Below are 24,359 nucleotides of genomic sequence, written 5' to 3'. Positions count from 1 at the left end.
ATTTAACAACATACGATAGCAAGGCCATGTTTCCAAAGGGATTATGGAGGTTCAAAAGTGGTGTACAAAAATATCGTCAATTTGCTTAAAAACAAAATTAATAGCCCGTTCTACAACATTGGCGATCTTCTGCCGGCCGAAAAAGAGTTGGCAGAACTTTATGATGTTTCACGCAATACGTTACGTAAAGCGCTGAAAACGCTGGAAGAGGATGGTTTAATCGAACGCCGACATGGCTCAGGCACATGGATTAGAAATAAGCATTTCCAGGCGTCGGTGACGCATTTAGACAGTTTTACCGAAATTGCCCGTAATCAGGGAAAAACGCCCTCCAGCCAGATCCTCAAATTTGAGTTACAGCCAGCGTCGGAGGAAATTGCCCGTGGACTGCAATTGCAGCATGGCGAAGCGGTATATTATGCTAAAAGATTGCGTTTTATCGATAATATCGCCATGCAATTAGAGGAAACATGGCTCTCCGCGACCCGTTTTCCCGATCTGACCATCGCGCATATGAAGAAATCGAAGTTTTCATATATAGAAAACGAATGCGGAGTAAGAATAAATGGATGTTACGAATCAATAGTGCCGGTGCTCCCAACGCCTGAGCTGGCAACTCTCCTGCATATCAGCGCCAAAGATCCGATTATCCGCATGCAGACGCAGGCGATTGATGAACACCACCAGCCTATCGATTACTCCATTCTGTATACTAATATGTTCGAATTCCAGGTGAAGTATTACCTGCCGCGGCAGACGGCGCCCGGCCTGCCCGCGGGCAAGGCCGGACAATAACCTAACCCTGGCGGCGGAAAGAGACGAGGGTGACGATAATCCCCAGCGCCGCGCAGAGAGCACCAGCAAGGAACACCGACGAGTAACCCAGCGAGGTCGCCAGCAGGCCGGTTAGCGGCCCGGTCAGGCCATAGGAGATATCCTGAAAGGCCGCATAGCCGCCGAGCGCGGTGCCGCGCACCTGCGCCGGGACGCGCTTCACCACCTCCACGCCGAGTGAAGGGAAAATCAGTGAGCAACCGCATCCGGTTAGCGCCGCGCCAGCCAGCGCCAGCCAGGCATTCGGCGCCAGCCCCAGCAGCGTCAGACCAACCGCCTCTATCAGTAACGAGACCATCGCCACCCTGACGCCGCCAAACCGGTCCGGCATCCAGCCAAACAGAATACGCATCAGCACAAAGGCACCGCCAAACGCCGTCAGGGTAAAGCCGGCCATCGGCCAGTTATGACTGGCGAAATAGAGGGAAACGAAGGTGCCGATCACCGCAAAACCAACGCCTTGCAGGCCCAGACCAATGCCTGGCCGCCAGATCATGCCGATGACGCTCCATAATGAAGGCCGCTCGCCACCGTGAGCCGCCACTTTGCGCACAGTACCGTTAATAAGCCAGGCGACGAGCGGTAATCCCATGGTGACGCAGGCCAGCACCGCCACACCGAAATGGCTATAGATCAATAATCCCAGTGGGGCGCCCACCGCCAGCGAGCCATACATCGCCATGCCGTTCCATGACATCACTTTGCCGGAGCGGGCCGGCCCCACCAGCCCCATCCCCCAGCTCAGGTTACCGGTCAGCAACTGGCTTTCGCCAAATCCGAGGATCAAGCGCCCCAGCAGCAGCAGGCCAAGCCTGGCGAGCACCGGCAGCGGCAGTAGCGCAGCGGCCAGCCATGCTGCGCCCGCCAGGGCACAGGCCAGCATCCCTTGCAGGACGGAGCGTTTGGCGCCGTACTGGTCTGCCAGGCGCCCGGCGTAGCCGCGGGTCAGAACGGTGGCGAGGAACTGGATCCCTACTGCCACGCCAACCACGGTGTTGCCAAATCCCAGCTCCTGATGGACAAACAGCGGGATCACCGGCAGCGGCAAACCAACGGTCATGTAGGTCAAAAAGACAGCAAACGTAATACGGAAAAGCGAAAAATTCGCTGAGGAATGGGATGTTGTTTCAGTAACTGCGGACATGCATTACTCCAGATTCGCAGAGTAAGGCGAGCAAAGCGACACGCCCCCTCCACCTGATTATCAGGGTTAAGGCGCGTTGGTTGACGTTAAACGCTTACGCATTAGTGGAGAGACTAATGGATCCGCCAGCAGTGTGCCTGCAGGCCCTTACCCTGTCAAGATAACAAAAAAGGGGAGCCGGTGGCTCCCCTCTGCACTTCGCATGCTGATTAGGCGTTGTATTTACGCATCACCAGCGTGGCGTTGGTGCCGCCGAAGCCGAAGCTGTTGGACATCACGGTGGTCAGCTTAGCGTCAGTCGGTTTGGTGACGATGTTCAGGCCGGCAGCCTGCTCGTCCAGCTCTTCGACGTTGATGCTCGGCGCGATAAAGCCGTGCTCCAGCATCAGCAGGGAGTAGATGGCTTCCTGTACGCCCGCCGCGCCCAGCGAGTGGCCGGTCATCGCTTTAGTTGCAGAGATAGCCGGGCTGTTGTCGCCGAACACTTCACGGATAGCACCCAGCTCTTTCACGTCGCCGACCGGAGTAGACGTACCGTGGGAGTTCAGGTAGTCAATCGGGGTATCAACGCCGTGCATCGCCATCTGCATGCAGCGCACTGCGCCTTCGCCAGACGGGGCTACCATGTCAGCGCCATCGGAGGTTGCGCCGTAGCCGACGATTTCGGCATAAATGTGCGCGCCACGCGCCAGGGCGTGTTCCAGTTCTTCCACGACGACCATACCGCCGCCGCCGGCGATAACGAAGCCATCACGGTTCGCATCATAGGTACGGGACGCTTTTTCCGGGGTGTCGTTGTATTTGGTGGACAGTGCGCCCATGGCGTCGAATTCACAAGCCATTTCCCAGCACAGCTCTTCGCCGCCGCCGGCAAAGACGATATCCTGTTTGCCCAGTTGGATCTGCTCTACCGCGTTACCGATGCAGTGGGCGGAAGTGGCGCAGGCCGAGCTGATGGAGTAGTTAACGCCGTGGATTTTGAACGGCGTGGCGAGGCAGGCGGAAACGCCGGAAGCCATCGCTTTGGTGACCACATACGGGCCCACGGCTTTCAGACCACGCGGGCTACGCATGGCATCAGCGCCGAAGACCTGGAATTTCGGGGAGCCGCCGCCGGAGCCTGCAATCAGGCCAACACGCGGGTTGCTCTGGTATGCTTCCGGCGCCAGACCTGCGTCGGCAACGGCCTGTTCCATGGACAGGTAAGCATAGATGGAAGCGTCGCTCATAAAGCGCACTACTTTGCGGTCAATGAGGCCAGTGGTATCCAGTTTGACGTTGCCCCATACGTGGCTGCGCATCCCTGAATCTTTAAGCTCCTGAGAGAAAGTGATCCCTGAACGTCCTTCACGCAGAGATGCCAGGACTTCCTGCTGGTTATTACCGATGCTGGAAACGATGCCCAAGCCAGTAATCACTGCACGTTTCATTCAATACCTCTGTAAGTCGCACTATTTTAAGTTTCGTGTCGCACGATAGCGTACACTTGTACGCCGAACAAGTCCGATCAGACAATTTATGTATAAATTTGCGCCCTCAGGCACACATCGTTAAGATCGTGCTACGCCTTGTAATTCGAGTAACTTACGTGAAACAAAACGTCATACAACCAGCCAACCTGGAATTCAACGCTGAGGGTACACCTGTTTCCCGAGATTTCGACGATGTTTACTTTTCCAATGACAATGGTCTGGAAGAGACGCGCTACGTTTTTCTCGGTGGAAATCACCTGCCGGAGCGCTTCGCCAGCCACTCTCGGCCACTGTTTATCGTCGCGGAGAGCGGCTTCGGCACCGGTCTCAATTTCCTGACCCTCTGGCAGGCGTTTGACGTTTTTGTTCGTGATAACCCGGACGTTACCCTGCAAAGGTTACATTTCATCAGTTTTGAAAAATATCCACTGAAGGCTGAAGATCTCCGCCTGGCGCACCAGCGCTGGCCAGAGCTGGCTCCGTGGGCGGAGCAACTGCAGGCGCAATGGCCGTCGGCCTTCGCCGGATGCCATCGTCTTCTGCTCGACGGTGGACGGGTGACGCTCGATCTGTGGTTTGGCGATATCAACGAGCTGACCAGGGAACTGGATGATTCACTAAACCAGCAGGTGGACGCCTGGTTTCTTGACGGCTTTGCCCCGGCCAAAAATCCCGATATGTGGACTCAGGATCTGTTTAACGCCATGGCACGCCTGGCGCGGCCTGGCGGGACACTGGCTACCTTCACTTCCGCTGGTTTTGTCCGTCGCGGTTTGCAGGAGGCCGGCTTTACCATGCGTAAAAGCAAAGGCTTCGGCCGCAAACGGGAGATGTTGGCCGGAGAGATGGCGCAAGCGCTGAGCTTTTCTGCGCGCGCGCCCTGGTTCGCTCGCAGGAGCAGCGATGCCCGCGAGGCAGCCATCATCGGTGGAGGGATCGCCAGCGCCCTGCTCTCCCTCGCGTTGCTGCGCCGAGGCTGGCAGGTGACCCTCTACTGCGCCGACGACGCCCCGGCGCAGGGCGCCTCCGGCAATCGCCAGGGTGCGCTGTATCCGCTGTTAAGCCAGCACGATCCGGCGCTGGCGCGCTTTTTCCCTGCGGCCTTTACTTTCGCCCGCCGAATGTATGACGCGCTGCCGGTGATGTTCGATCATCAATGGTGCGGCGTCACCCAGCTCGGCTGGGATGAAAAAAGCGCGCACAAAATCGCCCAGATGCTGGCGCTGAATTTACCCCCGGACATCGCCTGCGCGGTGACGGCGGAACAGGTTGTCGGGCTGACCGGCGTCGATACCGGCTGCGGCGGCATCACCTATCCGGCCGGCGGCTGGCTGTGCCCGCAGCAGCTCACCGCCGAGCTGCTGGCGCTGGCGGCAACTCGCGGCCTGCACGTGCGCTATGGTTATCACGTCGAAACGCTCAGCATGGAAGGCGATGGCTGGCTGCTCAATCAGCAGCAGCATCATCAGGCGGTGGTGCTGGCCAACGGCCACAGCATCGCGGATTTTGCGCAAACCGCCCAGCTGCCGGTCTACCCTGTTGGCGGCCAGGTCAGTCATATACCTACCACCCCGCAGCTTTCCGCCCTGTGCCAGGTGCTGTGCTACGATGGCTACCTGACGCCGCAGAATCCGCACAATCAGCAGCACTGCATTGGCGCCAGCTACCATCGCGGGAAGACCGACACCACCTTCAGCGAGGAAGATCAGCAGCACAACCGGCAACGGTTGATCGACTGCTTCCCGGACGCGGACTGGACGCAGGACGTGGATATCAGCGCCAATGATGCCCGCTGCGGTGTACGCTGCGCCACCCGCGATCACCTGCCAATGGTCGGTAACGTGCCGGACTATCAGGCAATATTGACGCAATACGCCAGCCTCCACGAACAGCAGGATAACGCCGGTCGCGCGCCGGTCTGTCACAACCTGTTTATGCTTGGCGCGCTCGGATCGCGGGGTCTCTGCACCGCGCCGTTAAGCGCTGAGCTGCTGGCGGCGCAGATGAGCGCTGAACCGCTGCCGCTGGATAGCGATACCCTGGCGGCGCTGAATCCGAATCGTCTGTGGGTGAGAAAACTGCTGAAGGGAAAAGCGGTGAAATAAAACCATGAGGGCAGGCAATTTCCCGGGTACGGCTGACGCCTGACCCGGGCTACAACATGGCTCAGGCCTGATTTTTCGCCTGTTGATACAGGTTATGCCACATCCCCTGCACCAGAATTTGGTCCGGCGGCGACAATTCGCCAGCGCTGATGGCCTTCTCCAGGCTCTGGCTGACCTTACTGTTTACCGCTTCAGCAGAATGCTCGCCCTCCCCTTCCAGCTCAGCCACCGCCAGCGTCAGGTGGCCGCGCAGATAACCGCCGGCAAACAGTTCATCATCACTGGCGTGGTCTACCATGTTGTCAATCAGCGCCAGAATGCGTGATTCAAACTCCGCGATCATCATCTTACCTCTTGTCATGTAATGTGTGGCCTTAGTGCAGGTCTTCCGGCCACGGAAAGTGTTCCGCCGTCAATGTCGGCGTTTGATAATAATGTTGCAATGCGCGAATAAAACGCGCCGGACGTTCGGGGAGCCCTTGTTCAAGCAAAGTCATCACCCGAGCATGGACCCGGCGCTGGAAGGCGATGCGATCGGGCTCAACGTCTCCTTCCAGATTGTCACAGCTGACGTTAAACGGAAATCCCGCCGCCACGCAGAACAGCCACTCATAGGCCTGCGGTTTCACCTCGACGTCCTCAAACTGGCTTTGAGTCATTGCATCGCGGCCGTCCGGGCAGTACCAGTAGCCAAAATCGACTTGTTCGCGGCGCGCTTTGCCGGCGACACACCAGTGAGAAATCTCGTGCAGGGCGCTGGCAAAGAAACCGTGCGCAAACACGATACGGTGATAGAGCGTGTCGTCATCGGCCGGAAGGTAGATCGGTTCATCGTCGCCTTTTACCAGGCGAGTATTAAAATCTTCGGCAAAGCAGCTGTCGAAGAGGTCAATCAGCTGCTGATAATGGTGTTGCTGTTGCATTAATGAATTCCCAACCACTGCAAAATCTCAGCCCCGTGGCTGTCATAGAGAAGCTTCGCGCTCATCACCGCCGAGACGATAACGATCATCGGCCGGATCAGCGACTGCCCTTTACTCAGCACCAGCCGGGAGCCGGCGCGAGCGCCAATAAACTGGCCGGCCATCATCACAAAGCCGGTGGCCCAGATGACCTTCCCGCCGATGATAAACAGCAGCAGACCGCCGACGTTTGAGGTCGCGTTCAGCAGCTTGGCATGGGCCGTCGACTTCGCCAGGTTAAATCCGGCCAGGGTGACAAAAGCCAGTGCATAAAACGAACCGGCGCCGGGGCCAAAAAAGCCGTCGTAGAATCCTACGCTGCCGCCAGCAACCAGCGCAAACGGCAGACCGTACAGCCGACGCTGCCGGTCCGCTTCGCCCAGTTTCGGCATCAGCAGAAAATAGAGACCGATGCCGATCACCAGCAACGGCAGGATCTGCTTAAGAATATCGGACTGGACGTGCTGGACCAGCAGCGCACCAGCGGTTGAGCCGATAAAGGTCATCAGAATATTCAGCTTCTGATCGGCGAGGCTGACTACCTTACGGCGGACAAAATAGAGGGTCGCCGATAGCGACCCGCCGCAGGCCTGCAGCTTATTGGTCGCCAGCGCCTGCGCCGGCGGCATGCCTGCCGCCATCAACGCCGGAACGGTCAGTAACCCCCCGCCTCCGGCCAGTGAGTCAATAAAACCGGCCAGGATGGCGACAAAGAAGAGTACCACCAGCACCAACGGCGATACGGCAAACAACTCGATAAAACTATCCATTACAGCACATGCTCATCCAGTAGCGCCTGGCAGGAAGGCGGCAGCGGCGGCGGCGTCTTCTTCACAGGGGGGGTAGACCCGGGTTTAGGTGGTTCGAACCAGCTCTGCAGCTCCGCTCCGCAGCCATCGCCGGGCGGCGGTGGCGCCTGATCCTCGCACTCCAGACTTCCCGCCGGGCAACGCAGTCGGACGTGCATATGAGCGCGATGCTGGAACCAGGGACGGACTTTACGCAGCCACTGGCGGTCGCTGCCCGCGTCCAGGCACAGTTGCTGTTTAATCGCCGGGTTGACGAAAATACGGGTGACCTCGCTATCTTCCGCCGCCAGCTTGATCAGCTGGCTGATTTGCGGGCTCCACAGCGACGGCACCACGTGCTTGCCGTCGCTGGCGACCAGATCCAGCGCCTGCGGCTTCAACAGCTGAGACGATGTCCAGCGCGTTTGCGGCAGCTGGAGGAAAATATCGACATCCAGGCCCGTCTGGTGACTGGCGTGACCGCCGTTAAAGCGCCCGCCCGCCGGCATCCCCATGTCGCCAATCAGCACGGTTCCCATTCCTTTATTGTGCACCTGATTACTCAGGCGCTGAATAAACTGAACCAGATCCGGATGACCGAAGTAGCGACGCTGATCGGTACGCATCACCTGATAGCCGGTGGCGCTCAGAGGGAGCGCCTCGGCGCCCACGATACAGCCATTGGAAAATGCGCCGATTGACTGGGCACTGCCGCCGATCGGCTGGGATATTTTCTGCCACGGCGTCGCGGCCAGGGTACCGGCGCTAGCCAGCAGCGCGAGCAGTGCGATAACGGTGTTTTTCATGGTTACCAGCGTGGAATTGTCGTCGTCACATCGCCATTCTGCGCGCGCTGACGCATAAAGTGATCCATCAGGACGATCGCCAGCATCGCCTCAGCGATCGGTACGGCGCGAATGCCGACACACGGATCGTGACGCCCTTTAGTGATCATCTCCACTTCTTCGCCAAAGCGGTTAATCGTATGACCGGGAACGGTAATACTGGAGGTAGGTTTCAGCGCGATATGGGCAACGATCTGCTGTCCGCTGCTGATGCCGCCAAGAATGCCGCCGGCGTGGTTGCTCTGGAATCCATCTTTGGTGATTTCATCGCGGTTTTCGCTGCCGCGCAGCTTCACCACGTCGAAGCCGTCGCCAATTTCCACCCCTTTCACGGCGTTGATACTCATCAGCGCGTGGGCGATATCGGCATCCAGGCGATCGAAGACCGGCTCGCCGAGGCCCGGCGGTACGCCGTCAGCCACCACCGTCACTTTCGCGCCAATGGAGTCACCCTCTTTTTTCAGGCCGCGCATCAGTTCATCCAGAGCGTCGATTTTATCCGGGTCCGGGCAGAAGAACGGATTCTGCTCGACCTGATCCCAGTCTTTGATGGCCAGCGGAATATCACCCATCTGCGTCAGGCAGCCGCGAATGACAATGCCGAACTTCGCGGCGAGGAATTTTTTGGCAATCGCCCCGGCCGCCACGCGCATCGCCGTTTCACGGGCGGAGGAACGACCGCCGCCGCGATAGTCACGCAGACCATACTTTTGCTCGTAGGTGTAATCGGCATGGCCCGGACGGAACAGATCTTTGATCGCGCCGTAATCCTGCGAACGCTGATCGGTGTTCTCAATCAGCAGACCGATACTGGTCCCGGTAGTAACGCCTTCGAAGACGCCGGAAAGAATTTTGACCTGATCCGGCTCGCGACGCTGCGTGGTGTAACGCGAGGTGCCCGGGCGACGACGATCGAGGTCGTGCTGCAGGTCGGCTTCGGTCAGCGGGATGCCCGGCGGCACGCCGTCGACGATGCAGCCCAGCGCCAGGCCGTGCGATTCGCCGAAGGTAGTGACGCGAAAGAGTTGTCCAATTGTATTTCCTGCCATCACGGCTCCAATCTTTTTCGTTATGTTGGCGTGTTGTTTTTTTAGTCTTTATAAATACCGAAGTGCGCGCGGGCGTCAATCAGCTGCTGTTTGGTCAGCATAAAGACGCCGTCGCCGCCGTTATCAAACTCAAGCCAGGTAAACGGCACGTCCGGATATTGCTCCATCAGATGTACCATGCTGTTACCGACTTCACAAATCAGAATCCCGTCATCGCTGAGATAATCCGGCGCGTTGCCGAGGATGCGGCGCGTCAGCTTCAGGCCGTCGCTACCAGAGGCCAGACCCAGCACGGGCTCATGCTCATACTCTTCCGGCAGATCGGCCATATCCTCTTCGTCCACGTACGGCGGATTGGTGACGATCAGATCGTACTGCAGCTTCGGCAGATCGCGGAACAGGTCGGAGCGGATCGGCGTAACCTGATGGATCAGCCCGTGGGACTCAACATTGTGCTCGGCGACGGCCAGCGCGTCCGGGGAAATATCCACGGCGTCGACTTCGGCTTCCGGGAAAGCATAGGCGCAGGCGATGGCGATGCAGCCGCTGCCGGTGCACATATCAAGGATATGCTGCGGCTTATGGTTAATCAGCCCGGCAAACTGATTGTTGATCAGTTCGCCAATCGGGGAGCGCGGGACCAGCACCCGCTCATCGACGTAAAACTCATGCCCGCAGAACCACGCTTTGTTGGTCAGATAGGCGACGGGAATGCGCTCGTTCACGCGGCGGATCACCCGCTCAACGATGCGGTGTTTCTCGCTGGAGGTCAGACGCGCAGTCCGCATATCTTCCGGGATATCCAGCGGCAGGTAGAGCGACGGCAGCACCAGCTGTACTGCCTCGTCCCACGGGTTATCAGTGCCGTGACCGTACCAGATATTAGCAGCACTGAAACGGCTTACCGCCCAGCGCAGCATGTCCTGAATGGTATGCAGCTCATTGACTGCCTCATCAACAAAAATTTTATCCACGACAACCTCCAGGGCACACTCTGCTATAAATTCGGCGGCTAGTGTGCCATGAAGACGGCGATAAATCAGCATTCTTGCGTAGGGTGGCTGGGGAAAAAACAGGTTTTCCTTGCCCGAAGGGATATTGAGTCGGGTAAACTAGCGCAAAGTATTAATGAGAGCGGACAATGAAAAAGAAGACATCGCTAAGCGAGGAGGATCAGGCGCTGTTCCGTCAGCTGATGACCGGCACGCGAAAGATCAAGCAGGACACCATCGTTCACCGCCCGCAGCGCAAGAAAATCACCGAGGTTGCCCCGAAGCGTTTGCTGCAGGAACAGGCCGATAACAGCCACTATTTCTCCGATGAGTTTCAGCCGCTACTGAATACCGAAGGCTCAACGAAATATGTCCGCCCCGACGTCAGCCATTTTGAGCTGAAAAAGCTGCGCCGAGGGGATTATTCGCCGGAACTGTTTCTCGATCTGCATGGGCTCACCCAGCAGCAGGCCAAACAGGAGCTGGGCGCGCTGGTTGCCGCCTGCCGCCGCGAACATGTGTTTTGCGCCTGTGTGATGCACGGGCACGGCAAACATATTCTCAAACAGCAAACCCCGCTGTGGCTGGCGCAACACCCGCATATTATGGCGTTTCACCAGGCACCAAAAGAGTACGGCGGTGACGCCGCACTGCTGATACTGATTGAGGTAGAGGAGTGGCAACCGCCGGAGCTGCCTTAACGGCGGGCTCCGGGGCCGTCAGATGGCGTTGGCCATCTTGAGATTGCAGGGGCTTTTCTGCCAGAGGTATTCACCCTTGCCGTCGGCGTCCAGCGTCACGCAGGCGATAGCCGAGGTGGTGAACATCGGAGGCGTTTCCCCCGGACACAGCTCTGAGACCAGGTACCCCACCAGCGGCAGGTGGGAGACGACCAGCGCCGTCGCCACGCCTTCATTCGCCAGCGCCTGCAGATAGGCGCTAACCAGGCCTACGTCGCCGCACGGCGTGAGTTCCGGCATCACGTCGACATGTTTCGGCAGGTTCATGCACTCCCCAACAATATCCAGCGTCTGTTCTGCACGCAGATAGGGACTGACAAGAACGCGCTCAATATCCACTTTTTGACCTTTCAGCCAGGTTGCCATCTGACGAGACTCATCACAACCGCATACGGTTAATGGACGAACTGAGTCGCTGGCTGCATCGAGGGCAGCGTCGCCGTGACGCATAATAAAAACTTGCATATTGCACCGCTTTTGTTAACCAGAAGCACCGTAGTTTGGCCTGCGAAGACAATACGCAGGTGACCCGGTGGCCGGGCATTGTGCCTGATCCATTCAACGAATGAAACGCTGTTTTTTACCTCAATGGCGTAAGTATAGTCAATCATTGTTTACAAAACAGCCAATCAACAGCGTCATCCGCAGCCGGATTTATCTTCTTTGACCACAACTTAGGTCAGCCGTTCATCCGCTGGCCAAAAGGTTGTCCCCTGTTCGGCCATGCGTAATAAAGTGTCACAGGGTGTAAAACGTGGGCCGTACTGGGCGGCCAGGCGCTGCAGGATCGCGGCTACTTCACCCGCGCCGATAGTATCCATATACCGGAACGGGCCGCCAAGAAATGGCGGAAACCCTATACCAAAGACGGCGCCGATATCGCCATCGCGCGCGCTACGGATAATCTGCTCATCAAAGCAGCGCGCCGCCTCGTTAAGCATCATCATCACACAGCGTTCCGCCACCTGCTGCGCGGAGAGCCGCGACTGGGGGCGGTCGATGCCGAGCAGCGGATAGACTGCCTGGTCGGGCCGTTTTTTGCTTTTACGCCCTTTTGTCTCATAAAGATAGAAACCACGATTATTTTTTCTACCTTTGCGATCGTCCTTCAAAATCGCGTCAATGATGTTTGCAGGTGGGCTAAAACGTTCTCCAAACGCGCTCTCCAGTACGGGGATAATTTTGGTGCCGGTATCGATACCAACCTCATCCAGTAGCTGGATTGGCCCTACCGGGAAACCGAATTTAACCAAGGCCTTATCAATCTCTTCAACCGGTTCGCCCTCCACCAGCAGGCGCATCGCTTCATTGATATAAGGCGCGAGGATGCGGTTCACATAGAAGCCCGCTTTATCCCCCACCACAATCGGCGTTTTCCCCTGACGTTTAGCCAGTTGCACCACGGTGGCGATAGCCTGCGGATCGGTTCCCTTATGCGGGATCACTTCAACCAGCGGCATTTTTTCCACCGGACTGAAGAAATGCAGGCCGATCACCCGCTCGGGGCGACGGGCCTGGGCGGCAATATCGCCTATCGGTAACGATGAGGTGTTCGACGCAAAGATGGTCTGCGGCCCACTGTATTGCTCCACTTCGCTGACCATCCGCTGCTTCAGGGCCAGGTCCTCAAATACCGCCTCGATCACCACGTCGCGATGAGCAAAGCCCTGATAGTCGGTGGCGCCGGAGATCAGCGCCATCTGGCGATCGCGCTCGCTGGGACGCAGTCGACGCTGGCGGACCTGTTTATTCAGCAGATCCCAGCTGTACTTTAAGGCATGGTTAATGCCACGCGACTGGATATCTTTAATGCGCACCGGCAGCCCGCCCTTACAGGCGGTCACATAGGCGATCCCCCCGCCCATCAGGCCGCCGCCCAGCACCGCAATGCTCGTCAGCGGTCCGGGCTCGGCTTCGGCGCCACGGTCTTTTTTCAGATCGGTACTGGCAAAAAAGATCGAACGCAGCGCTTGCGACTGCGGGGTCATCGCCAGTTCGCCAAACGCGCGAGCTTCTTCGGCGTAACCGCTGCTGCAGCCGTGGGCCAGGCCATTCTCGACAACCTGCAGAATTCGCTTCACCGCCGGATAATTCCCCTGGGTCTTGCGCTGCGTTTGTTTGCCGACGAAATGGAATAACAGATGACGGCCCAAAGGCCCCGCCAGCACGCGTTCTCGTACGGGCATATCCCGACTGGCCGGTCGCCCCTTCAGCGCCAGCTCCACCGCCGCCTGCAATAAAATCGCCTGCGGAACCACCTCGTCTACCAGACCGGCCTTCAGCGCCTGGCGCGCACGCAGCTGCCTGCCGGTAAGCATCATATCCAGCGCTGTACTGACGCCAATCAGCCGCGGTAAACGCTGCGTTCCCCCGGAGCCCGGCAGCAGGCCAAGCTGCACTTCCGGCAAACCGAGACGGGTTTTTTCGTCATCGCTACAGATCCGGCCATGACAGGCCAGCGCCAGTTCCAGACCGCCGCCAAGGCAGGCGCCGTGGATGGCGGCAATCACCGGGATCGACAAGCCATGGATCTCAGCCATAATCTGCTGTCCCTGGCGCGCCAGCGCTTCCGCTTCCTGCGCGCTGCGGCAGCGGGCAATCATGTTAATGTCTGCGCCGGCGATAAAGTTATCCGCTTTGGCGGAAATAAACACCACGCCGCGCACCGACTTATCATCACGAATCTGGCGTATCAGCCCCCGCACCTGATTGCCGAACTCGGCTTTCAGGGTATTCATTTTCTCACCCGGGGCATCGATGGTGATCACCGCGATCTTGTCCGCACGGACCTCAAGCTTAAAAGCGGAAACAGCATCCATTATTCAGCCTCCACGATCATCGCCGCACCCAGACCACCTGCCGCGCAGGCCGTCACCAGACCGAATCCCCCGCCCCGTCGCCGCAGCTCATGCAGCGTCTGGGTGATCATCCGCGCGCCGGTGGCAGCAAAAGGATGACCGTAAGCAATAGATCCGCCGAGGACGTTAAACTTGCTCTCATCCACCTCACCGGTGGCCTGCGAGCGTCCCAGCACTTCACGAGCAAAACGCTCGCTTGCCAGACACTGGAGATTGGCCAGCGTCTGCGCGGCAAAAGCTTCGTGCATATCAATAAGCGTCAGATCCGCCAGCGTCAGACCTGCCCGCTCCAGCGCCAGCGGCGTGGACCATGCGGGCCCCAGCAGCATATCCTGCCAGACGTCGATGGCGGTAAAGGCATAGCTGCGCAGATAACCCAGCGGCGTCAGCCCCAGCTCTTTGGCCCTCGACTCGGTCATCAGGATCACCGCCGCCGCGCCGTCCGTCAGCGGCGTGCTGTTGGCAGCGGTGACGGTGCCATGTTTGCGGTCAAAGGCAGGGCGTAATTTTTGGTAATCTGCGAGGGTTGAATTTTTACGAATATTGTTGTCCTGCTCCAGCGGTTCGCGGAAGGGGGGTGCGTAGGCGGTCATCACCTCGGCTGACAACTTTCCCTCTTCCCAGGCTTTGGCCGCCAGCTGGTGCGAACGATGCGCCAGCGCATCCTGTTGTTCCCGGGTGATCCCCCAGCTTTTTGCCATCTGCTCGGCGGTATCGCCCATCCGCAAACCGGTTGAATATTCCGCCACTGCCGGGGGGACCGGCAGCAGGTCGCGCGGCCGCAGACGTGAAAATAGCTTCAGTTTCTGGCTCAGCGTGCGGGCCTTATTGGCATCCACCAGCGTGCGGGCCAGCGTTTTACTGACCCCAATGGGCAACACAGAGGAGGAGTCGGCGCCGCCGGCGATACCGGCGCGGATGGTGCCAGCCATCAGGCTTTCAGCGACATTCGCCACGGCCTGGAAGCTGGTGGCGCAGGCGCGGCTGACGCTGTAGGCATCGGTGTGCACGCTCATTCCGGTGCCGAGCACGATTTCCCGGGCGATATTCGGCGCTTCCGGCATCTGCACCACCTGACCAAATACCAGTTGCTCAATGACGTCCGCGGGAATGTCACTCCGGGCGAGCATTTCGCCAACGACCATTTTTCCTAAATCAACGGCCGGAACGCCATGAAAAACCGTTGCCTGGCGCGCAAATGGCGTGCGTAAACCCCTGACAATGGCAATGCGATCGCCCTGACGGGTGATAAGCGGTAATGCCTGACTCATAACGCTCCCCTGTTAAGCAAAACAACCAAGTGGTCTGACCTGATAACAGTCTTAACTAATTTTTTACATTAAGCCAATCGGGGAAGCGAAAAATTGCGAGCCAAAACACATTGAACAGAAAGGTAACGCCCCTTCTACGGGGCGTTAAACGGAGGGATTAACGTAATCCTAACTGGAAGATCAGCGATTCGGCTTCGCAGCTAAAAATAAAATCGATATCCAGCTGTACGCCGCCGTCAACGTCGGTGAAGGTCGGGTTGATTTTGCACGGTTCAGATTGCACATTACGCGCTTTCTCGCTCAGCGCAGCGAGCGTTTGCTCCGCTTCAGCGCGGTTGGCGAACACGCGGCTGTATGAGGCGGTGCAGTCGGTGTTGTCCACAATGGTACCAACATCCATACAGCAGCATACCGGGGTTTCATCAGCGCTACATTTACTCATCGTAGATTTCCTCTGTATAGGCACCTTCGGCGCCAGACAAATAATGTGCCTATTTTACGCCCTGCCCCCGGTGAGCCTCCAGCCGAGAATCGCCATCACCGCGTTAAGTGACAGAAATCACACTTAAAAATGATCTAAAACAAAAATCACCTTTTCTGCCTCTTACTCCCCCCGACAATTTTGCCAGCTGGATCGCGTTTCTGTTATCACAATTGAAAAACTTCATAAACAAACTTGCAACAACTCATCTGGTCAGACCTATACTCAGCGCACTGGTCTGATTTCTCTGTTGTAACACAGACCCTACACTTCCGCGCTTCTGTTACGGCATGTAACATAGTTTAAAAAAAAATAACTCAATGAGGTTATGGGCATGAGCCAGAAAACCCGCTTTACCCAATCTGCCCTTGCAGTGGCTGTAGCACTTGTTTCCACCCAGGCCTGGTCAGCAGGCTTCCAGCTCAACGAATTCTCTTCATCAGGGCTGGGTCGGGCCTATTCCGGTGAAGGGGCTATCGCAGACGATGCAGGCAATGCCAGTCGTAACCCGGCATTGATTATGATGTTTGACCGTCCAACTATGTCGGCGGGCGCCGTTTTTGTTGACCCGGGTGTCAATGTCTCCGGCACCTCTCCCACCGGCAAGAGCCTGAATGCGGACAATATCGCCCCGACGGCGTGGGTACCCAACTTCCACTTTGTCGCGCCGATTAACGATCAATTCGGTTGGGGGGCATCCATTACCTCTAACTACGGCCTGGCAACGGAATACAACGACGACTATGCGGCTGGCAGCATGGGCGGTAAAACCGACCTGACCACCGCTAACTTCAACCTGAGCGGCGCCTACCGTCTCGACAGCAACTGGAGCTTTGGCTTAGGTTTTGACGCGGTCTACGCCAAGGCGAAGATCGAGCGCTATGCAGGTGACCTGGGTCAGATTGTCGCAGGCTCTGGCGCGCTGCCGCCAGCGCTGGCAGGCCAGGTGGCGAAGATCCCTGCCGACACGCAGATCGCCCATCTTAACGGTAACGCCTGGGGCTTTGGCTGGAACGCCGGTATTCTCTATGAGCTGGATAAGAACAACCGCTACGGTTTTACCTACCGTTCCGAGGTGAAGATCGACTTCGACGGTAACTACCGCAGCAGCCTGCCGGCGGCCTATAACCAAATCCTCGGCAACTTCGGTCTGCCAGCGGGCACTAACGGCCAGACCACCGGCGGTTCACTGACCCTTAACCTGCCGGAAATGTGGGAGCTGTCGGGCTATAACCGCGTGGCGCCGCAGTGGGCGGTCCACTATAGCCTGACCTACACCAGCTGGAGTCAGTTCCAGGAGCTGAAAGCCACCGGCAGCAACGGCCAGACGCTGTTCTATAAAGAGGAAGGCTTTAAGGATGCCTACCGCATCGCGCTGGGGACCACTTATTATTACGACGATAACTGGACCTTCCGCACCGGTATCGCCTTCGATGACAGCCCGGTGCCGGCCAACAACCGCTCCATCTCCATTCCTGACCAGGATCGCCTGTGGCTGAGCGCGGGTACCACTTACGCGTTCAACAAGGATGCGTCGGTTGACGTCGGTCTTTCCTATATGCACGGCCAGCACGTTGAAATTAAGGAAGGTCCGTATACCTTCCGTTCCGAAGGGACCGCCTGGCTGTACGGCGCCAACTTCAACTACCGCTTCTGATAAGCCGCGCGCAACAAAAAAGGGTGAACAACATGTTCACCCTTTTTTTATCGTTCGCAGATTACTGGGAATCGATGTCTTTCAGTTCATCCTGAATAGCCTGGGCATTCGGGTTGTCCGCCGGGGTCAGCTTACCGCCGTTGGCGATAAAGTCATGACGCTGGAAGTAAGCTTCACGCACCAAAATGTAAGGATCGGAAGACTGACGCAGCAGACCGTCGGAATCCAACAGCTGAGCACGCGTTTCAATCCCTTCGACAGCCCATTTGCCAATCGACATCGGCCAGGTCAACCAGGAGAGCACCGGGTACAGGCCATCGGCCATATCGCCACCTTCATCGCGCAGCGTAAAGCTGCCGTAGAATGGCAGTTGCACATACGGACCATAGCCGACGCCATAATGGCCGAGCGTGCTGCCGAAACGATGCGGTTCAACGCGCTGCAGCTGCGGATTCGCCATGCCCGCGACATCGATCAGACCGCCCATCCCGAGGATAGTGTTCAGGAAGAAGCGGGTAAAGTGCACCATACCTTTATAGGGGTCGCCCTGCAGGAAGGAGTTCACCATTACCGCCGGCTCTTCCAGGTTGCTGGTGAAGTTGCTTAAACCATTGCGCGCCGGCTGCGGAACATAGTCACGCCATGCCACTGCCACCGGGCGAAGCACGTAAGGGTCAACCACGTTAAAGTTGAAATTGAACATCGTGCGGTTAAACCCTTCTAACGGGTCTGAACGCCCCTGCGGCTGATCGCCAGAGCTGGAACTGGCACATCCCACCAGCAATGTGGCGCCAAGCGCAAGCGCCGACAGGCGATAATTCATAGGTGTCTCCCTGGTTTTTATGGCTATCGCGAGTTGCCATCCATGACGGAAAGACAACGTTTCCGCCCGTATAGATGTGAGCGATTGTAACAGCACGTTGAACGATGTCTATATCACCCAAGTTGTTGATTTGATCATAGCCTGGGAATAACGAGATCGCGGGGCTCCTATTCTACCGGAGCAACAAAAATCTGACGTTACCATTTTTGCGATTTCAGAGTATGCCCAGCCAGACGGCAGGGAAAGCCGCTACGCTATAACTATATAGATTGATAGCGAGGGCCACGAAATGGATGAACTAGACGATAACAAATTAAAACCAGCGGATGACGAGCGAGAAGTCGAAAGTGAAGAAAAACAGCGCGGAGAGGAAATAGAAGTGGATGAAGATCGCCTGCCCTCGCGGGCGATGGCCATCCATGAACATATTCGCCAGGAAGGGGAAAAAGAGATGGAGCGCGATGCGCTGGCACTGCTGTGGTCAGCCATTGCGGCCGGTCTGTCGATGGGCGCCTCCCTGCTGGCAAAAGGCATTTTTCACGTCAAACTAGAGGGGCTCCCGGGCGGGTTTTTACTGGAAAATCTCGGGTATACCTTCGGCTTTATTATCGTGATCATGGCCCGCCAGCAGCTGTTCACGGAAAATACGGTTACCGCCGTACTGCCGGTGATGCACAATCCCACCCCAGGTAACGTCGGTTTGCTGATGCGGTTATGGTCGGTGGTGCTGGCTGGCAACCTCATCGGTACCGCAGTGGCCGCATGGGCCTTCAATTTTATGCCCGTCTTTGATGAACCCACTCGTCAGGCCTTTGTCAGCATCGCCGAAGACGTAATGAAAAACAGCCCGACGGAGATGTTCGCTAATGCGATTATTTCCGGCTGGCTGGTCGCCACTATGGTCTGGATGTTTCCTGTCGCCGGTGCGGCCAAGATCGTGGTGATTATTCTCATGACCTGGCTTATCGCCCTGGCGGATACGACTCATATTGTGGTGGGATCGGTCGAGATCTTTTATCTGGTGTTTAACGGAAGTCTGCCCTGGAGCGACTTCATCTGGCCGTTCGCCCTGCCGACGCTGGCGGGAAATATCTGCGGCGGGACCTTCATCTTCGCGCTGCTGAGCCATGCGCAGATCCGTAACGATATGAGCAGCAAGCGAAAAGCGGAAGCCCGCGCCCAGGCTGCGGAGAACGCCAAAAACGCCGACCGGGCATAAAAAAGCGCCCTGAGTGGCGAGGGTTTAAGCAGTCAGACGGTATGGCTCTTACTCAGGCGGGCAAAAAACGCTATACTCGCACCGCCTTGTCCCCTTAGTTAAATGGATATAACGAGCCCCTCCTAAGGGCTAGTTGCAGGTTCGATTCCTGCAGGGGACACCATATAAACATTGCCCGCCATTTCCCACAATGACTTAAATGCCAGCCAGGACGTACTCTTCTTGTAATCATAATTAGCTGACATAATCCACGTATGGATTAGCCGGGCAAGGAAGGGCCAGCTGCCAATCACACAGACAATAAACCGACAAGAACGCGCTTTCTGCGTACAATACTCTTTGGCTTACGCCTTAATAAGCCACTATCCCGTTGCAACCTTCTCTGGACGATACAGGAGCCAGGCGTTGATATGAAACAGATTACCTTCAGCGATATGCAGCAGCAGAGCGAAGCGGCGGCCAGTGCCCCGCGCTTGCGTGCCCATCGCAATTTTCATCCCGAACTAAATGACCCGGTACAACGCCTCGCTATTGCGATGGAACCCGGCACCTATATCCGTCCGCACCGGCACAGACATACTTTCGAACTTTTGCTGCCGCTGAAAGGCCGCTTTGTGGTACTGAATTTTGATGATAATGGCGTAGTCACCCGCCGGGTGGTGCTGGGTGAAACCTGTACAGCGCTGGAAATGGAAGCCGGTACCTGGCATACGGTGCTCTCGCTCGACCCGGGCGGGATGGTTTTTGAAGTTAAGCAAGGTGCTTACCAACCGCTTGCCGAAGTTGACACCATGGCCTGGGCGCCTGCCGAAGGCCAACCGGGCACCGCAGAGATGATGGCATGGTATGCCATCGCGCAGCCGGGTGACCGTTTCCTGTCAACGCCGCAATAACATCAGGTATATCAAACAGATGCTCCAGTCGTCTGTTTGATTCTTCCCAGCCGGCCATAAAGTTTGTCGAATTGACCGCTACTTTCTTCACACTTAGCGCATACTCACCTTCCGCATTCCTGCTAAAAAGAGAGAAATGGTTATAGTCAGTAAACTATTTTTCTCTACGAATAAGAGATGATAAGATAACGGGATAAAGTAAATACCTGGCAGAACAATAACAGTAGTCAATTTATCGATATATTATTCTCAATGTGAATGGATTTCATTAATCAGCTAAAGGACGTCAGCGGAAAGAATAAATCATTGTAATCGGCTCACTGTTGCTGACCATGACAATTTATTTTCATCGACATACAATCTTTATGAATATAACAGAACGGAACATCTGGAAGCTAAATAATTTACCGCCAATGGAGTATTGCTCTCTTGCCCGGGCGCAAAAATTATTAAACTGCGAACTTGAAGACATTCTTCACTGGCATGATATTGGCGCGATCAATCTCTGTCTGAAACTCAACCCGACGCGGGGAACCTTAAAAATAGCCGTCCTTTCTCACCAGGAAAAAGACGTGACCGCCGCGCTGAATCCGCTTGCCGCCGAGGCTGTGGAGACTATCTGGTCACCCCACTCCCATATCCGCAGCATTCTGCGGCTTGATGGCGATATTCCGATGATGGAAACATTACGCGGAAATACGGTGACGCAGTTTAACGTAAAAGTGTCCGCCTCCGGACTTTGGCACCCACATTGTCGGAATTTAATGGCGCTGCTGGAGGCGCCTGATGATATTCTTAACGAAAACAGACTCAGCATGATGCTGCCCGACAAACCGTTTGTCTATTGTCATTTCATTCCGGATGAAGACGAATACACTGCTATATCATTGAGCCGCATCTATATCACCAGCCAGGCCATTGAGAAAATATATGCTCACAGTATTAGCGCCCGGCCTATGGACGTGACAAAAAATTCGCTGCTGGAACAAACCAGTTACATCCATCAGGAATTAACCGTCCTGCCGCAAAATGAGGTGTTGCTGGAATTTATCCATTATCTTATTCAGTCCCATACCGTATTTAATGAGAAGTTGCAGAATATGGCCGAGCCAGATAAGACTCAGCTCTTTCATCACGTACTGGAAAGGCTCAAAGAAGAGGGCATGCTCCGGGAGAATACCCTGCCCGATGAGGCCGATATCCTCAGCGAAGCCGATCGTTAGTCCAGGCTCGCCGGCAAGTGACGCAGGTCCTCATGCAGGGGCCTGGCGGTTTTCCAGCTCAAGCGTTACCGCTATCTCCCGCGCCAGCGCGATGAATTCGCGCGCCGCAGCGCTCTGCCACGCCCCCTGGCGCTGGAGCAAACAGGCCGTTCGCTGCAGCAGCGCGGGTTTAAGCTCAATAGCCACGAGGTCATCATACTGTCCGGCGATCGCCGCCGGCAGTAGCGTCGCGAGCGGCGTGCCGCGAATAACCGTTAGCACGGCGCCGATCGAATTCGCCTCCATCCGCACGTCAGGTTCGAGCCGATGACGGCGACAATAGCGGTCGATCTGCTCCCGGGTGGCAAACTCGCTGCTCAGCAGGATCAGGGGCTGCGCGTCGAGAGCCTGTAGCTGCAGGTGGCTCTCATGAGCCAGCGGATGCGCGCGGCTCACCACCAGCGCGAGGGTTTCCGTCAGCAGCGGCTGAACCACAATATCCCGCGAGAGGCTCTCGTCAAAGGCAATTCCCACATCCAGTTCATCCTCCAGGAGCATCGTTTCCATCCGCTCCTGGTTCATCTCCTGGATAAGCAATTTCACTCCGGGGTAGCGTCGATAGTACGCCTCCACCAGCGCCCCCAGCATGTAAGTGGTAAAGGTCGGCGTCATGGCGATGCGGAGTTTACCACGCTGCAGATCTTCTGTGTCATGCAGGGCGCGCCGCCCCTCCTCAAGATCGCGTAACGCGCGGCGGGCATACTCCAGCCAGATCTCTCCGGCATCGGTCAGGCGGGTATAACGACCAGAGCGGTCGAAGAGCTGAACCTCCAGCATCGCTTCCAGCTGGCGGATCTGCTGTGACAGCGCAGGCTGGGAGACATGGAGCGCCGCGGCGGCGCGGGTAAATCCACGATGTTCTGCCACGGCGATAAAATAGGAAAGATGGCGCAGGAGCATCTGCTTACCTATAAGTAATTCAAATAGGGTTCATCATAAATAAGTCTTTTAACTTATGAAATAAGATACGTACCCTCTGGCTACCATCCTCTGCGTTTTCCACCATCAACATCATCTTGTGCAGGAGTGACTATGTCCGCTCACGATCGCTATCTCCAGCGCGCATTAGCGCTGGCAAACCAAAACATCGCTGACGGTGGCCGCCCCTTCGGCGCCTTGCTGGTGCGGCATGATGAGATTGTCGCCGAAGGCGTCAATACTTTTCATCTGAACGGTGACCCAACGGCGCATGCCGAACTGAACGCCGTTCGCGATCTTGCCGCCAGACTGGGAAGCGCGGTGCTGCGCGAATGCGTCATCTATGCCAGCGGGCAACCTTGTCCTATGTGCCTGAGCGCACTCTATCTAACCGGCGTGCGGGAAGTATTTTTCGCCAACAGTAATCAGGATGGCGAACCCTTTCAGCTCTCGACCGCCGCGATTTATCAGCAGCTGCAGCAGCCGCTGTCCCGGCAGACGCTGCCGATCCACCACTGCCCGCAGCCGGAGGGGCCGGCACTTTATCAGCGCTGGGCTGAACAGCAGCCATGAAACCCATGCGGCGACAGAATCTAATGCTGTGTGTCCTGGTACTCATCGGGATAAACATGCGTCCGCTGCTCACCTCGATAGGCCCCTTGCTGCCTGATATCCGCGCCGCTAGCGGGATGAGCTATACCCTGGCCGCGCTTCTCACCGCCCTGCCGGTCATCGCGATGGGCGTGCTGGCGCTGGCCGCTGGCTGGGTCGATCGCACTGTCGGTCAAAACCGCAGCATTGCGCTGAGCCTGCTGATTATCGCGGCGGGCGCCCTGCTGCGGGAAATCGCCCCACATAGTGGTTTGCTGCTCAGCAGCGCCCTTGCGGGGGGAATTGGCATCGGCATTATTCAGGCCGCCATCCCGGCGGTGATTAAGCGTCTGTTCGCCCGGCGTACGCCGCTGGTGATGGGACTATGGTCGGCGGCGCTGATGGGCGGCGGCGGGTTAGGCGCCGCGTTCACGCCGTGGCTGGCGTCGCACAGTGCGGCCTGGCACCAGGCACTGGCCTGGTGGGCGCTCCCTGCCCTGCTGGCCCTGCTCGGCTGGCTGGCGATTTGCCGGCAATTGCCCCGCGCACCGCATCAGACCAGCGCTTCCCCCCGGGTCGCGATTATTGGCCAGCGCCGCGCCTGGACGCTGGGACTCTATTTCGGACTGATTAATGCCGGCTACGCCAGTCTGATCGCCTGGCTGCCGCCCTACTATATCCAGCTTGGCGACAGCGCCCAGTACAGCGGCTCGCTGCTGGCGCTGCTGACCGTTGGGCAAACCGCGGGGGCGCTACTGCTACCAGCACTGGCTCGTCAGGATGATCGACGCCAGCTTCTGCTGTTCGCTCTGGCGCTACAGCTCATTGGCTTCTGCGGCTTCATCTGGCTGCCGCAGCACGTCCCAGCGCTGTGGGCCATCGCCTGCGGAGTGGGTCTGGGTGGCGCCTTTCCCCTGTGCCTGGTGCTGGCGCTGGATCACGCCGGACAACCGGCGGTAGCCGGCCGGCTGGTGGCGTTTATGCAGGGTATCGGATTTATCATCGCAGGCCTCTCCCCCTGGCTTTCCGGCCTGTTGCGTAGCCTGAGCGGGAACTACACGCTTGACTGGTCCTGGCATGCGCTCTGCGTCCTGCTACTCATGGCGCTCACACTGCGCTTTATCCCGGCTCACTACCCGGCCGAGTGGCGGCCGCGCGCCTCTGGCCAGCATTAAATCGGCGGCGGCGCGTGGCAAAGAATTTGCGCGCGCCCTCGCTGGCCGTCCTCCATTTTGCCCATCGCCAAAATCCGTTTTGACAGCGTCGCTGGCGTGAAATTTATTACCGAGTGAAATTAATGTGTCGCCGAATCACGACACTCGTAAGTAACTAAAAATTAATAAAAAAATGCCCCTTGTTTCCCTCATTTTTTAGGCGTACATTAGCGCCATCTGGAGCACAAAGCGCACAGAATTGCGAGCTGCCGCAGCGTGATTTTTCACCCGCGACAGCTCA

Annotated in this window: 23 protein-coding genes and 1 tRNA gene; 10 read left to right on the top strand and 14 right to left on the bottom strand. The window is 57.2% G+C overall.

The genetic code is table 11. From position 1 onward, the window contains the following. Positions 1-57: 57 nt before the first annotated feature. Positions 58-795: a GntR family transcriptional regulator gene (locus CWM57_RS16065; protein WP_061153761.1), complete on the top strand. Its 738-nt coding sequence runs from the start codon at positions 58-60 to the stop codon at positions 793-795. A 1-nt stretch (position 796) separates the two neighbouring features. Here CWM57_RS16065 and CWM57_RS16060 read toward each other — a convergent pair whose 3' ends face one another. Both CWM57_RS16060 and fabB read right to left on the bottom strand, forming a co-directional pair. After that, the gene (locus CWM57_RS16060; protein WP_100676075.1) at positions 797-1,978 is read right to left on the bottom strand and encodes an MFS transporter; all 1,182 of its coding nucleotides are present in this window, start codon (positions 1,976-1,978) and stop codon (positions 797-799) included. Positions 1,979-2,187: 209 nt separating this feature from the next. After that, positions 2,188-3,408: a beta-ketoacyl-ACP synthase I gene (gene fabB / locus CWM57_RS16055; RefSeq protein WP_008803915.1), complete on the bottom strand. Its 1,221-nt coding sequence runs from the start codon at positions 3,406-3,408 to the stop codon at positions 2,188-2,190. Positions 3,409-3,566: 158 nt separating this feature from the next. On the opposite strand from fabB, the gene mnmC reads away from it, so the two are divergent. Next, the gene (mnmC, locus tag CWM57_RS16050; RefSeq protein ID WP_100676074.1) at positions 3,567-5,555 is read left to right on the top strand and encodes a bifunctional tRNA (5-methylaminomethyl-2-thiouridine)(34)-methyltransferase MnmD/FAD-dependent 5-carboxymethylaminomethyl-2-thiouridine(34) oxidoreductase MnmC; all 1,989 of its coding nucleotides are present in this window, start codon (positions 3,567-3,569) and stop codon (positions 5,553-5,555) included. 61 nt (positions 5,556-5,616) lie between these two features. On the opposite strand, the gene CWM57_RS16045 is transcribed toward mnmC, so the two are convergent. From CWM57_RS16045 to prmB, 6 genes are read right to left on the bottom strand one after another with little or no spacing between them, the layout of a single operon-like run. Next, positions 5,617-5,898 carry a YfcL family protein gene (locus tag CWM57_RS16045; protein ID WP_008803913.1) on the bottom strand — a complete coding sequence of 94 codons (282 nt, stop codon included), beginning with the start codon at positions 5,896-5,898 and terminating at the stop codon, positions 5,617-5,619. Between the two features lie 31 nt (positions 5,899-5,929). Further along, positions 5,930-6,478: an elongation factor P hydroxylase gene (locus CWM57_RS16040; RefSeq protein WP_100676073.1), complete on the bottom strand. Its 549-nt coding sequence runs from the start codon at positions 6,476-6,478 to the stop codon at positions 5,930-5,932. Continuing rightward, positions 6,478-7,287, bottom strand: a complete 810-nt coding sequence (locus tag CWM57_RS16035; RefSeq protein WP_008803911.1) for a sulfite exporter TauE/SafE family protein — start codon at positions 7,285-7,287, stop codon at positions 6,478-6,480. The genes CWM57_RS16040 and CWM57_RS16035 overlap by 1 nt, the downstream gene beginning before the upstream one ends. Next, positions 7,287-8,111, bottom strand: coding sequence for a penicillin-insensitive murein endopeptidase (gene mepA / locus CWM57_RS16030; protein WP_074387922.1), 825 nt, complete (start codon positions 8,109-8,111; stop codon positions 7,287-7,289). Before mepA ends, CWM57_RS16035 begins: the two co-directional genes overlap by 1 nt. Before the next feature lie 2 nt (positions 8,112-8,113). Then, positions 8,114-9,199 carry a chorismate synthase gene (aroC, locus tag CWM57_RS16025; protein WP_061153754.1) on the bottom strand — a complete coding sequence of 362 codons (1,086 nt, stop codon included), beginning with the start codon at positions 9,197-9,199 and terminating at the stop codon, positions 8,114-8,116. Between the two features lie 41 nt (positions 9,200-9,240). After that, complete coding sequence (gene prmB / locus CWM57_RS16020) at positions 9,241-10,173, bottom strand: 50S ribosomal protein L3 N(5)-glutamine methyltransferase (RefSeq protein WP_074387921.1); 933 nt, start codon at positions 10,171-10,173, stop codon at positions 9,241-9,243. Between the two features lie 167 nt (positions 10,174-10,340). Here prmB and smrB point away from each other — a divergent pair, with 167 nt between their 5' ends. Continuing rightward, positions 10,341-10,892, top strand: coding sequence for an endonuclease SmrB (gene smrB / locus CWM57_RS16015; RefSeq protein WP_100676072.1), 552 nt, complete (start codon positions 10,341-10,343; stop codon positions 10,890-10,892). Between the two features lie 18 nt (positions 10,893-10,910). Here the strand turns inward: smrB and sixA are convergent, their stop codons facing one another. From sixA to CWM57_RS15995, 4 genes are all read right to left on the bottom strand, one after another. Next, a complete protein-coding gene (gene sixA, locus CWM57_RS16010; protein ID WP_008803906.1) occupies positions 10,911-11,396 on the bottom strand; it encodes a phosphohistidine phosphatase SixA in 486 nt (161 codons plus the stop codon). 209 nt (positions 11,397-11,605) lie between these two features. Continuing rightward, positions 11,606-13,750 (bottom strand): fatty acid oxidation complex subunit alpha FadJ, encoded by a 2,145-nt coding sequence (fadJ, locus tag CWM57_RS16005; protein ID WP_100676071.1) that lies wholly within the window; start codon positions 13,748-13,750, stop codon positions 11,606-11,608. Beyond that, a complete protein-coding gene (fadI, locus tag CWM57_RS16000; protein ID WP_008803904.1) occupies positions 13,750-15,060 on the bottom strand; it encodes an acetyl-CoA C-acyltransferase FadI in 1,311 nt (436 codons plus the stop codon). Before fadI ends, fadJ begins: the two co-directional genes overlap by 1 nt. Positions 15,061-15,217: 157 nt before the next feature. Then, on the bottom strand, positions 15,218-15,502 hold the full coding sequence (locus tag CWM57_RS15995; RefSeq protein WP_012967491.1) for a YfcZ/YiiS family protein: 285 nt from the start codon (positions 15,500-15,502) through the stop codon (positions 15,218-15,220). Between the two features lie 373 nt (positions 15,503-15,875). Here CWM57_RS15995 and fadL point away from each other — a divergent pair, with 373 nt between their 5' ends. Further along, positions 15,876-17,198 (top strand): long-chain fatty acid transporter FadL, encoded by a 1,323-nt coding sequence (gene fadL / locus CWM57_RS15990; protein WP_061153750.1) that lies wholly within the window; start codon positions 15,876-15,878, stop codon positions 17,196-17,198. Between the two features lie 61 nt (positions 17,199-17,259). Here the strand turns inward: fadL and mlaA are convergent, their stop codons facing one another. After that, positions 17,260-18,021, bottom strand: coding sequence for a phospholipid-binding lipoprotein MlaA (gene mlaA, locus CWM57_RS15985; RefSeq protein ID WP_008803901.1), 762 nt, complete (start codon positions 18,019-18,021; stop codon positions 17,260-17,262). Between the two features lie 289 nt (positions 18,022-18,310). Here mlaA and CWM57_RS15980 point away from each other — a divergent pair, with 289 nt between their 5' ends. From CWM57_RS15980 to CWM57_RS15965, 4 genes are all read left to right on the top strand, one after another. Beyond that, complete coding sequence (locus tag CWM57_RS15980) at positions 18,311-19,240, top strand: formate/nitrite transporter family protein (RefSeq protein WP_074387918.1); 930 nt, start codon at positions 18,311-18,313, stop codon at positions 19,238-19,240. Positions 19,241-19,328: 88 nt separating this feature from the next. Beyond that, positions 19,329-19,403 (top strand) — tRNA-Arg (locus CWM57_RS15975). 247 nt (positions 19,404-19,650) lie between these two features. After that, positions 19,651-20,133, top strand: coding sequence for a WbuC family cupin fold metalloprotein (locus tag CWM57_RS15970; protein WP_100676070.1), 483 nt, complete (start codon positions 19,651-19,653; stop codon positions 20,131-20,133). A gap of 365 nt (positions 20,134-20,498) precedes the next feature. Further along, the gene (locus CWM57_RS15965; RefSeq protein WP_100676069.1) at positions 20,499-21,356 is read left to right on the top strand and encodes a hypothetical protein; all 858 of its coding nucleotides are present in this window, start codon (positions 20,499-20,501) and stop codon (positions 21,354-21,356) included. 30 nt (positions 21,357-21,386) lie between these two features. Here CWM57_RS15965 and cynR read toward each other — a convergent pair whose 3' ends face one another. Next, the gene (cynR, locus tag CWM57_RS15960) at positions 21,387-22,295 is read right to left on the bottom strand and encodes a transcriptional regulator CynR (protein ID WP_100676068.1); all 909 of its coding nucleotides are present in this window, start codon (positions 22,293-22,295) and stop codon (positions 21,387-21,389) included. 132 nt (positions 22,296-22,427) lie between these two features. Here cynR and CWM57_RS15955 point away from each other — a divergent pair, with 132 nt between their 5' ends. Both CWM57_RS15955 and CWM57_RS15950 read left to right on the top strand, forming a co-directional pair. Then, positions 22,428-22,886, top strand: a complete 459-nt coding sequence (locus CWM57_RS15955; RefSeq protein ID WP_100676067.1) for a nucleoside deaminase — start codon at positions 22,428-22,430, stop codon at positions 22,884-22,886. Then, positions 22,883-24,079: a cyanate transporter gene (locus tag CWM57_RS15950; RefSeq protein WP_100676066.1), complete on the top strand. Its 1,197-nt coding sequence runs from the start codon at positions 22,883-22,885 to the stop codon at positions 24,077-24,079. Before CWM57_RS15955 ends, CWM57_RS15950 begins: the two co-directional genes overlap by 4 nt. The last annotated feature ends 280 nt before the right edge of the window (positions 24,080-24,359 follow it).

The organism is Klebsiella sp. G-Nf4 (assembly GCF_002810615.1).
Taxonomy (GTDB): Bacteria; Pseudomonadota; Gammaproteobacteria; order Enterobacterales; family Enterobacteriaceae; genus Klebsiella; species Klebsiella variicola.
This window is presented reverse-complemented; position numbering and strand designations above follow the sequence as displayed.